The organism is Sphaerospermopsis aphanizomenoides BCCUSP55 (genome assembly GCF_001586785.1).
Taxonomy (GTDB): Bacteria; Cyanobacteriota; Cyanobacteriia; order Cyanobacteriales; family Nostocaceae; genus Sphaerospermopsis_A; species Sphaerospermopsis_A aphanizomenoides_A.
Window position 1 is genome coordinate 1 of the sequence record NZ_LUFH02000142.1, and the last position, 11,971, is coordinate 11,971.

At 36.3% G+C, this 11,971-nt stretch carries 7 protein-coding genes and 1 pseudogene; 2 read left to right on the forward strand and 6 right to left on the reverse strand.

Translation table 11 applies throughout. The features are described from left to right. Positions 1–275: 275 nt before the first annotated feature. Positions 276–3,014 (forward strand): AMP-binding protein, encoded by a 2,739-nt coding sequence (locus A0J48_RS24350; protein WP_200327170.1) that lies wholly within the window; start codon positions 276–278, stop codon positions 3,012–3,014. Here A0J48_RS24350 and mutS read toward each other — a convergent pair whose 3' ends face one another. From mutS to A0J48_RS27660, 3 genes and pseudogenes are all read right to left on the reverse strand, one after another. Further along, positions 3,015–5,633 (reverse strand): DNA mismatch repair protein MutS, encoded by a 2,619-nt coding sequence (mutS, locus tag A0J48_RS24355; protein ID WP_200327175.1) that lies wholly within the window; start codon positions 5,631–5,633, stop codon positions 3,015–3,017. A 157-nt stretch (positions 5,634–5,790) separates the two neighbouring features. Continuing rightward, entirely contained in the window at positions 5,791–6,792 is a 1,002-nt protein-coding gene (locus A0J48_RS24360) for a hypothetical protein (RefSeq protein WP_325079019.1), read from the reverse strand. Positions 6,793–6,873: 81 nt separating this feature from the next. Next, positions 6,874–7,092: pseudogene (locus A0J48_RS27660) on the reverse strand (VanZ family protein); the annotation flags it as partial. A gap of 819 nt (positions 7,093–7,911) precedes the next feature. Between A0J48_RS27660 and A0J48_RS24365 the strand changes: the two are divergent. Next, positions 7,912–9,555 (forward strand): adenylate/guanylate cyclase domain-containing protein, encoded by a 1,644-nt coding sequence (locus A0J48_RS24365; protein ID WP_200327171.1) that lies wholly within the window; start codon positions 7,912–7,914, stop codon positions 9,553–9,555. A 76-nt stretch (positions 9,556–9,631) separates the two neighbouring features. Here A0J48_RS24365 and aroC read toward each other — a convergent pair whose 3' ends face one another. From aroC to A0J48_RS24380, 3 genes are all read right to left on the reverse strand, one after another. Then, positions 9,632–10,720 carry a chorismate synthase gene (gene aroC, locus A0J48_RS24370; protein ID WP_200327172.1) on the reverse strand — a complete coding sequence of 363 codons (1,089 nt, stop codon included), beginning with the start codon at positions 10,718–10,720 and terminating at the stop codon, positions 9,632–9,634. 111 nt (positions 10,721–10,831) lie between these two features. Beyond that, complete coding sequence (locus A0J48_RS24375; RefSeq protein ID WP_200327173.1) at positions 10,832–11,011, reverse strand: hypothetical protein; 180 nt, start codon at positions 11,009–11,011, stop codon at positions 10,832–10,834. Positions 11,012–11,065: 54 nt separating this feature from the next. Beyond that, on the reverse strand, positions 11,066–11,971 hold a 906-nt coding region (locus A0J48_RS24380; RefSeq protein WP_200327174.1), incomplete at its 5' end, for a hypothetical protein.

Sequence of the window (11,971 nt, forward strand, 5' to 3'; positions counted from 1 at the left end):
AGCCTGTACCATCGGTTTTTATAAATCTAAAAATGTTTATGGAGGACAAAAAATAAATATTTCTAACTAATATAGCTGCATGAGCTTCACTCATTTATATGTAGAATATTTTTGGCTAATGTCGTAAAGATTCAGCGTAAAACTCAAATTTTTAGGCAATTTACTCACAAATCCTTAATCTAAATTTTTAAGGGTATAGATCCTTTTTTTGATATTTTCTAAAATGAGAAAAATTTCTCTCAGACTTTTCAATTGTTAATTATTTTTGTGAAACCATGAATAATATTTCTTCTCTAGTTCGCAGCCATATTTGCAATCAAAAATTTATTAGCAATAAATTAATTACTGCACCATCTGGATTTGTTCGCTTCAATACTTCAGATATTCAGCAATCTATACCTTCTCGGTTTGAACAGCAGGTTAATAAATATCCTGATGCGATAGCTATTAAAACAACGAATGAAACTCTTACATATCAACAATTAAACAAAAAAGCCAACCAATTAGCAAATGCTATTCTCTCTCAAAGAGGAGAGAAATTAGAAGTGATTGCTTTGTTGCTCGAAAAAGGAGCAGATTTTATTATTAGCATCTTTGGTGGATTGAAAACAGGAAAGATTATTGTACCTCTAGATTCTTCATTTCCTGTTGATAGACTTGCTTATATCGTCGAAGATGCTCAAGCTGTTTTTATTATTACCAATAATCAGAATTTAACTTTAGCTCGTGAATTAGCTAGTCATGGTTGTGAAATTTTGAATATTGATGAAATTTCCTATCATATCTCCACAGAAAATCTCCACATTCACATATTACCTGAAAATCCAGCTTATATCATTTACACAAGTGGGTCAACTGGTAAACCAAAAGGAGTAGTTCAGAGTCATATAAATTCTTTGCACTACTGCATGACTGATACAAATACCTTACTTATTAGTCCAGAAGATAAGGTAATTTTTCTTTATTCATGTAGTGCATTGGGTGGATTATTATGTATTTTTTATACCTTGCTTAATGGTGCGGCTCTTTATTCCTATGATGTCAAAAAAGAAGGATTAAACAATTTAGTCAATTGGCTAATTATAGAAGAAATTACTATTTATCATTCCTTTACTACTCTGTTTCGCCATTTTGTGGACAGCTTCACAGGTGGGGAACAATTTCCTAAAATTCGCTTAGTTAAATTAGGTGGAGAAGCTACCTTAATTAGAGATGTTGAAAATTACAAAAAATATTTTGCTGATGAATGTATTCTCTATGCAAGTTTAGGTGCAACTGAAACGGGAACTTTTAGGAATTTCATTGTTGATAAAGATACGAAAATTCTGGGAAGTAATGTTCCCATTGGTTATGCGGTCGAAGGAATGGAAGTTGTACTCTTGGATGATGCAGGTGTAGAAGTTGAAATTGGCAATATTGGTGAAATTGCTGTTAAAAGTAAGTATTTAGCTTTAGGTTATTGGCAAAAACCAGAATTAACAGAAACTGTATTTACTTCTCATATTCAAGGTGGAACTGAAAGAATTTATCGCACTGGTGATTTAGGACGTATTGAAGCTGATGGTTGTTTAGTTCATGTCGGCAGAAAAGACTTTCAGGTAAAAATTAGAGGTTTCAGAATTGAAGTAACAGAAATTGAGATGGTACTTTTTAAGAGTGGTAATCTCAAAGAAGTTGTAGTGATAGCTCGTGAAGATATTCCTGGAGAAAAACGGTTAGTAGCTTATCTTGTACCTAAACAAAAACCTGCACTAACTACTCAAGAATTAAGACGATATTTACAAGATAAACTCCCAGAATACATGATACCTAGTGCTTTTGTATTTTTGGATGCTTTACCATTAACACCTAATGGTAAAACAGACAGACGCTCTTTACCTGCACCTGAATTAATAACACCAGAAATAACAGCAAACTTTGAAGAACCTGTTGATGATATAGAATATCAGCTAACACAAATATGGGAAGAATTTTTAGGTGTTCAACCTATTGGGAGACAAGATAACTTTTTTGAACTAGGGGGAAATTCGCTGATAGCTGTGCGAATATTTGCAGCTATCGAACAGAAATTTGGCAAAAAATTGGCTTTAGCATCTTTGTTTCCCGTTGGTACGGTAGCTGCGATCGCCCAAATTATCCGTCAAAACCAAGATTTAGTAAATACTTTAACAGCAAAATCCTATCATTCATCTTTGGTGGAAATTCAACCCCAAGGTTCTAAACCACCTTTATTTTTAGTTCACTCTCTCGGTGGAGAACTACTTTGTTATCGTCATTTAGCAATACATTTAGGGAATGAACAACCTGTTTATGGACTGCAACCCCAAGGAATAGATGGAAAACAGCCGCCTTTAGTGAGAGTGGAAAACATGGCCACCCACTATATTCAACAAATACGGACTATTCAACCACAAGGGCCTTATTTTCTAGGAGGATATTCTTTTGGTGGTGTTGTTGCTTATGAAATGGCACGACAACTGCAAAAACAAGGTGAAAAAGTGAGCTTTTTAGCTATGTTAGATACTTGTCGTCCAGGGTACTACCAACGTTTATCATTTCTGAAAAGAATTCCTTTACATTGCCAGAAAATCATCACAGGAGGTCATTGTTACTTGTTGAAGAAAGTTTTAAATTGGAGTAAACACGCAAAATATTCTATCAAACAGAGATGCAAAAATTATTTAAAAATAGCACTTCAGATTTTCCAGCAATGTGTAAATTCCAAAGCCACTGATAAGTATTTACGAATTATGGATGCTAACACCCAAGCTTTGCGGGAATATAAATTTCCAACTTATTCAGGTAAAGTGACTTTGTTGAGAACGGAGGATGAAAATCGGAGTGAGAAAATAGGTGTAAAATACGATTCTCAATTTGGTTGGGGTGAGATAGTTACAGGTAGATTAGATATTTATCACATTCCTGGTTCTCATCTTTCTTTACTTGATGAACCTGATGTTAGGGTGCTGGCGAAAAAATTGCAGGAGTGTTTAGAAAAAGTGGAGAACGGTTGATTATTCCAAATTCTGCAAACCCATTGCAATTTTACTATGTTTTTCAATTTGTCCCATCACCTGTTTTGCTCGTTGAATTACCACCGTTGGTAAACCCGCTAACCTTCCCGCTTCAATTCCATAAGATTTATCCGCACCACCAGGTTGAACTTGATGCAAAAAGATAATTTGATCAGGTAATTCTTTCACAGTAACTTGATAATTAGCCACATTAGAAACAATACTAGCCAATTCATTTAACTCATGATAATGAGTAGCAAAAATAGTCCGAGCTTTAATTTCCACTGCTAAATATTCTGCCACAGCCCAAGCGATTGATAAACCATCAAAAGTTGCAGTTCCCCTACCAATTTCATCCAACAAAACCAAAGACCTAGCAGTTGCATGATTAAGGATATTAGCAGTTTCATTCATTTCTACCATAAAAGTAGATTGACCAGTGGCTAAATCATCAACAGCACCAACACGGGTAAAAATGCGATCGCAAACTCCCAACCTAGCAGACCTAGCAGGGACAAAACTACCAATTTGCGCCATTAACTGAATTAAACCCACCTGACGTAAATAACAACTCTTCCCACTCGCATTAGGACCAGTTAAAATCACCAAATCCGGATATAAAAATGGGGAGGTGGGGAGTATATTCTTCTTCCCCTCTTCCTCTGCGTCCTCTGCGTCTCTGCGGTTCGTTTCCTTTCCCCCCAAGCAAGTCGAATTAGGAACAAAAAACCCAGCAGGTAAAGACTGTTCAACCACCGGATGACGGCCATCAACAACCGCAATTTCCCGGCCTTCCACCATTTCCGGACGACAATAACCTTGATGTACAGCCAAATCAGCCAAACCACATAATACATCCGCCGCCGCAACCGCACGGGAAATATTGCGAATAGTTTCGGCGTGAGAACCCACTTCATCCCGTAAAGCGGCGAAAATCTCATATTCCAACTGATTTAAATCATCTCGCGCTGTCAGGATTCGTGCTTCTCTCTCTTTCAAGTCAGGAGTAATGTAACGTTCCTCATTCGTCAGAGTTTGCTTACGGATGTAATTATCAGGAACTTGGTCAGACTTGGAACGGGAAATACTGATGTAATAACCAAAGGTTTTATTAAATCCTACCTTTAAATTAGGAATTCCTGTTCTTGCTCTTTCATCAACTTCTAAATTTGCAATCCATTGCTGATCACTTTCTACTGTAGCCTTTCTTTCATCCAACTGCGGATTTATCCCAGGGCGAATTAAACCCCCTTCCTTTAAATGAATAGGTGGTGATTCTACGATGTGAGCGTGTAACTTTTCTGCCAATACTTCCAGTACAGGTGGAACTTTTTGCAAAGCTTTGAGGAAGGGAGAACGAGCATCTTCTACTATTTGCGATAATTCAGGTAAACGAGAGAAAGAATCAGCTAAAGCCATTAAATCCCTGGCATTGGCTGTTCCTGAACCTGCTCGACCTGTTAATCGTTCTAAATCATAGATTTGCCTTAATAATGTCCGTAAATCTTGACGCAGAGGTGTATTTTCTGCCAACTCTTGAATGGTATCTTGTCGCGCCCTAATACCTTTGATATCAAGTAGCGGTTGTAACAACCATCTTCTTAACGCCCGACTGCCCATTGCGGTGGTTGTGCGGTTTAAAGCCCATAACAGAGAACCGTGAAAAGTACCATCGCGCACGGTTTGGGTAATTTCTAAGTTGCGGCGGGTTTGGTGGTCAACGATGAGATAATCGGTGAGGGTATAGGTGCGTAATAATTGTAGAGGTACGGTGTTTTGTTTTTGGGTATCTTCGATATATTCCAAAAGTCCACCAGCAGCGCGAACAGCGAGGGGTAAATGTTCACAACCAATACCTTCGAGCGATCGCAATTTGAATTTCTGCAATAATTTACTTCTAGCTTCGGCTTGAGCAAAGGGAACTTGCGATCGCAAACTATAACAAAATGTCGGTGGTAAACATTGAGGAAGAGATGGTGAAGTTTCCCCCGGACGTAATAAAGTACCTAAATCGGGTGCATTGGTGGGAAACAACACTTCCGATGGTTGCAATCGCATTAACTCTTGGGTCAAGTGTTCTAAATCACTACCTTGACAAGTGAGAAATTCCCCAGTTGATATATCAGCATAAGCCAAACCCCAATGATTAACCGCAATTACCACAGCCGCCAAGTAATTATTACGACTTGCTTTCAGCATTCCTTCTTCCAGCAAAGTCCCTGGTGTAAGGATGCGGGTCACTTCCCGTTTTACCAAACCCACCGCTTCCGATGAATCTTCTACTTGGTCACAAATTACCACAGCATAACCTTTTTCTACCAGTAGGGTGGTGTACCGTTCCCAAGCGTGATGAGGGACACCAGTCATAGCTACACGACCAACCTCACCCCCATGTTTACTGGTTAAAACTAATTCTAATTCTCTGGATACGGTTACAGCGTCTTGAAAAAAAGTTTCAAAAAAATCACCGACGCGATATAGCAGCAACGCATGAGGATATTGATCCTTCATTTCTACATAGTGCTGATACATTTTACTCAGCTTGCTGCGATCTTCTACCAGTTTTGTATCGCTAAGAGGTATATTTGGTTGCTGGGGTTCTGGTGTGGGAGTAGTCATGGTAGATGCTGAGATTTTAGGCACAGTTTAGGCACTATCTCTGATCATAGCGTGATGTGGGGGATGGGGTGCGATCGCTTAAGGTTTCTTTATTTTTGGGTGTTGTGGAAAATTTCAGCAATAAATGGGTGTTTGTTGTACTGAATATACTTCTGAATTAACTTCTAGCTTGTAAATATTCTGCTCTGAGTCTAAAAATTAACATTGTTACTGCTGTAAATAATATTCCTAGCAATATGTTTTTCCAATTCAGTGTTTTAGGAGTTGCACTAATTAAAATCACCTCCAGAAGAATAGCAGGTAATAAAATACCACTTCCAACCAATACCCTAGATAACATCACCTTATTTTTGGCAAAAAGACTTAATATAGCTAAACCTGCGCCTAAAGGAATAAAAGTCAGCGCGTAATAAAATAATTTTTGAGTGAAGGGAATTAAATCCAGTAAATTAAAAGAGTACAAATTTTCTACTTTATCTATATACACTTGAACAGTTCCTCTAGAATATGTGATTATAATTTTATGGTATTTATCATCAACAAAAACATCACGAATCATCAGTTTTAAATCTGAACCATTCTCTCCAGTGATGGGAGTTCTTACTCTTAAATCTAGGGAATTACCCTGCTGTGAAATGCTCAAATTACGCTGTAAAGCATGATTAGAAATTGAAATAATCCGCGCCGGGCCAGTTTGTTGATGATTGTCAGTTGCCAGATTAGCACTCAGTGTAAATTCAGATTTTTCACTAATTCTTTGACTGATAGTTTTTACTGATCCTGTTGTTTTTAGCCATTGGCCATAACTCAAAAAAACACCTTGGTTTATCTGGAGATTTTGCGGCTGACCTTGCCAGACTAATTCTGGAGAATTTCCTGTTTGATCTTGATAACAACATTGGCCCTGTAATTGATAATTAGCCAAGAGCGAATCACCTAAATCTTGAAAATAATTAGAATCATTTAATCCATTTCTGGCTTCATAAGTTGATATCGCCCGATCCATGATATAAACTTCAGAGATATACCCTTGCCAATGTCTATTGGCTTTATGTTCATTACCAAGTAACAATGGATAATTTAAATCCCAATTACTCAAGTTGATTGTGCTTTGCCAGAAAAGTGAAATCAGCAAAGTGAGAGAAAGATAAGCAAGCATCAATCCAATTATTTTTATTTGTGAATTTGATACCCTCGAAATACTGATTTTCCTTAAGCTTGGGTAATTCCACAAATAAAACCCTAAAAAACCCAAACATCCCCCAAAAGTGTTATTAAAAATATCTGCTGGTGTCGGAGTTCTAGAAGGGAGAAATATTTGCAAAACTTCAACTGTTGATGATAAGCCAGCACTCAGCAGAAAAACTATAATAATTTGTAATATTACATTGATCCTAAGTTTCTGCAAAAAATTACCACAATAGAAACCCAAAGGCATAAATAGTAAAACATTATTGACCTGAACTTGAAAAAAGCTGGAATGATTAAAACTGGCAAAAAAATCAGATTAGGAAAGATTAGTAGGTAAGAAAAAATTAAAGGGATATAGTGTAGATACAATTACCACAACAATAGTTGCTAATAGGAAAATAAAATTGACGGAATAAAATTTGATTACGGGAGACTTTGGAGACATACTTTTTGATTACTATGGCAGATTAATTTGGGGTTCTGTCCAAAAAATCAGATGTTGAAGTGATAGGATTATTATATAATGTTTAAATTATTTGCACCGTCTTAAGATATACAAAATATGTTTTAATTGCCAATTAAACCCATCTGGTTTGATTCCTGATAGCGTAGCCATATTGACTTGTGTGGGGAGGGAATAGGGAACAGGAAATCCAGAATAGATAGTATAACTTATGCACACCATTGAGTTATACCAAATTAATATGAAGCTCCAGAGAATAAAATATCAAGAATAATTGAACGCAGATGAACGCAGATGAACACAGATAAAGATGGATTAATCAATGGATTTCAGGATTTTGTGCAGCCTCACATCAAGTTAGTATTACACCATTGCACAAATAGCGTGATACAGAAGATAAGTCCCTCATTCTTTTCTATTGATTGTTTTAGTAATATTTACTACATCTAAATTTGTTTTAATGCCGTTAACAGTATTGTAAAGACAAGGTAAGGTTATGACTTACGCAATCTAACCTAGTTTATGTCTAAAATCTAGTGGTAATTCACCGGATGCCTGGTATTTGATGCGTAAGCCCTAAGTAATATTACAATACTTGTGTTCCTAGCTTTCAGTATAAATGATATGACAGTCAGGACTGAACTTACGCTACTCATCATAGAGGCTAATACTGAAACCTCAGTTTCCGTGACGCAAGATGTATTCGTCATCGGTCGTTTGCCCGAATGCGATTTATTTTTACCTTTTGGGGGAGTTTCCCGCAAACACGCCCGTATTGTCAAAACCATCAATGGTGGGTGGACTATTGAGGATATGGGTAGTAAAAATGGGACGCAAATTAATCAACATCCTGTCACTTCATCCCGAGAATTGCATGACAAAGATGTGATTTGGTTGGGTAATGTCAAGTTGGTAGTAGCATTTTCACCTACTTTGGAAAACTTACCACCTCAGTACAGACCAAATCTGGAAACTAGTGGTCAGAAAATAACCATATTACGAGATGTAGAAGAATTACAACAAAAATGGATAGAAGCAAGTGATATTAGTGGTAGTAAAAAAAATAAAGATAAAACTATTGCTCGTCTGAAAGATTTGGTAGATATAGCAAAAAACCTCTGTGCCGCAACATCTATTGAAGAAATTTTTTCTCAGGTACAACAAGTAGTTTTTCGTTATATAGATGGCATTGAAAGGTTGGCATTATTAATTGATGTTAATGGTTCTGGTGATTTAAAACTAATGAATTCGGCAACTAGAGATAGTTCCCCAGAACAAAATTTCCCGACAGAAGGTGTATGGATTAGTCGCAGTATTTGTCAAAAGGTATTTAAAGAAAAAGTCGCTATTCAAAGTGCTAATACCCAAGCCGATGAACGGTTTTCTGGTGAAGAAAGTATTTTAGTTAAAGGTATTCGTAGTGCAATGGCAGTACCTTTGTGGGATGAAAACAAAGTAGTTGGTGTTCTCTATGCCGATGCTCAACTTTATTCATCTCACTGGACAGATGAAGGTCAGGAAGAACTCAGCTTTTTTTCAGCTTTAGCAAATCTTGTTGCTTCTGGTGTTCAACGTTGGTTATTGTTAGATAAATTGAAAACTGAAGAAGTGATTCGTCATCGTTTAGAAAGGTATCATTCACCAGGTGTTGTCCAGCAATTAATCTCAGTGAGAGGATTTCTGGATGGACGTTTAGCTCCTACGGAAAGCGAAATTAGTATTTTGTTTGCTGATTTAGTAGGTTTTACTGCTATTTCTGAACGACTCACACCCAAAGAAATTGCTGAATTATTAAACTATTTATTTGAGGAAATGTTACAAGAAGTGTTTGCTTATGGCGGCACTTTAGATAAATATATTGGTGATTGTATTATGGCGTTTTTTGGCGCTCCTGAACCACAGCCAGACCATCCAGAAAGAGCGGTTGCTGCTGCCAAGGGTATGCTTTCCCGTCTGCAAAACCTCAATACTCAGAATTTTTGGCCTGAACCTTTACAATTACGCATTGCTGTTAATAGTGGTAAAGCTGTTGTTGGTGATGTGGGCAGTTCTCAAAGGGTAGATTATACAGCTTTAGGAGCAACAATTAATTTGGCCGCGAGAATGGAACCAATTTGTCCTCCTGGTGAATGTGTAATTAGTGAGGTTACTTATAAAATGCTGTCCCAACGTTCGGACTTTCAAGAAATGGGAGACTATCGTTTCAAAGGTATTAGTCGGTTTGTTAAAATTTATCAGACAAAAATGAGTCATGGTAATGGTTTGTAGGAATTTAACATTGTCAACTCCTACAGCATTCAGTTGTCGGTATTCCGTACTCAGAAATAGCAAATTTCTATAATTTCTATAACACTTGACATTGTCCATGATTCCTTAAGAGATGGTCACATAAAACCAACGCCACCATTGCATCAACCATCGGTACAGCACGCGGTAATACACAAGGATCATGTCTTCCTTTTCCAGCTAATACTGTTTCTTCTCCTTCTTTAGTTACGGTTTTTTGTTCTTTTCTAATAGTTGCGGTTGGTTTGAAAGCAACTCTTAAAATAATATTTTCCCCGTTAGAAATTCCTCCTTGAATGCCACCAGAACGGTTGGTTACGGTTCTAATTTCTCCGTTTTCATCAATATAAAATTCGTCGTTGTGTTCAAAACCAGTTAATAATGTTCCATCAAAACCTGAACCAATTTCAAACCCTTTACTTGCAGGTAGGGACATTACTGCTTTTGCTAAGTCTGCTTCTAATTTATCAAAAACAGGTTCACCTAAACCTTTGGGAACATTCCGCACTACACATTCAACTACACCACCAATAGAGTTACCATCTCTACCAGTTTTTTCAATTAATTCTATCATTTGGTTGGCAATTTCCCCATCTGGACAACGGACGATATTGCTTTCTACATCTTCCAAAGTTACAGTGTTTGTATCAACAGTTCCTTCTAAGTCTTTGATGCGCTTCACATAAGCAATAATTTCCACACCTGCAACTTGACGAAGAATTTTTTTAGCGATCGCACCAGCAGCTACCCTACCTATTGTCTCACGTGCTGAGGATCTACCACCACCTTGCCAATTTCTAAACCCATATTTTGCATCATAAGTTGCATCTGCATGGGAAGGACGGTATTTTTGCGCCATCTCATCGTAATCTTGGGAACGGGTATCTTTATTTCTGACTAAGATAGAAATAGGTGTTCCCAGGGTTTTACCTTCAAAGACTCCTGATAATATCTCACAGGTGTCCGCTTCTTTGCGGGGTGTAGTGATTTTACTTTGTCCTGGCCGTCTTCTGTCTAGTTCAAATTGAATTTCTTCCGGGGAAATTTCCAGTCGTGGGGGACAACCATCAATGATAACACCCACACCGCCGCCGTGAGATTCGCCAAATGTTGTGATTCGGAAAAGATGACCAAATGTGCTACCCATGTTGTTGAGGAAATACAGTCTGAATTATGTATTTTACATGGTGTTGGGGATTTTAAAGCATTCTGTTGGATATTCAGTAATGTTTTTTGTCTGAATCAGGATGTCCAGGATTTAAGGATTTTCAGGATGAGGTTGATTATCTATATCTATATTGTAAAGGTACTTTGCTCTATTTTTATTCAATTCACTTTTGTGAGCTAATTGACGAATCGCTGTTTCTAAGTTTTGTGAGATAATTTCTAAATCTGTTTTTAAATATTCTGTGTATAGAGGTATATTTCCCTGTAACATTTTTTGTACTGATAAAAAATTTACATTTTTATTTTCTTCTTCTAACCATTGACATTATTCGCTCATGTTTTTATATTCTCGACAAAGTTTAATGTAGAAAATCAATAAAGATTCTGAATCAGGATGTATGATTTTATAGAAAATTGTATTAATATCTAATGTTTTAGCATACTGTTTTTCTTTCTCTTTAAAGTCTATATATAAGTCAGGATAAGCCGCTAGTTTTTCTTGTAATCTAATTATCTCATCAAAAGTAGTTATATCATCGTCTGCTATTTCATAAAATATTCTTTGTATTATTTCTTTCACTAAGGATATTTCGTAGTTGTTTATATTCAGTCCCACTTTTGAAGCAAATAATTTAATTTGATCAAATTCATAAATTCTTAAATCAAGATTATGTTCTTCGAGGTAATTAATTATTTCATCAGATATTTTTTTTTCATTGTCTGCGAATGAATTAAAGCATAGGTCTTGAATAATACGTATTTTTACATCAAATTCGCTTTTCTTCTCTCGCTCATTCAAGAACATACCTATTTGATTGAAATTATCTCTATCAATAAAGGATGTTGTAACTAATTGAATTATCATTTCATCCATTTCTTGTAGAGGACGAAAGCCAAAATATATTTTTAGCCAAGTTATATCTCCTATTTCTTGTTGAAATATATCTTGTTTAGGTTGAGATTTTACTTGCTCTTCTGATATATCTGATGAAAACAGAAAAGCTGATTTAGTGCCTTTAATACTAGGAAATTTTTTGTAAAATTCAGTATCTAATTTTGCTATATTAATAACAATAATATTTCTGATAATTTGATGACGCAAACTCTCTTCCCAATCTTTCATTAAGGGAATAAACTCATCAATAAGCCATTTAGTTTTGCGGATAACTCGAATATTGTTTGTATCAGCTTTTTTGAATACTTCTTTAATTACATCTATTATATCTATATG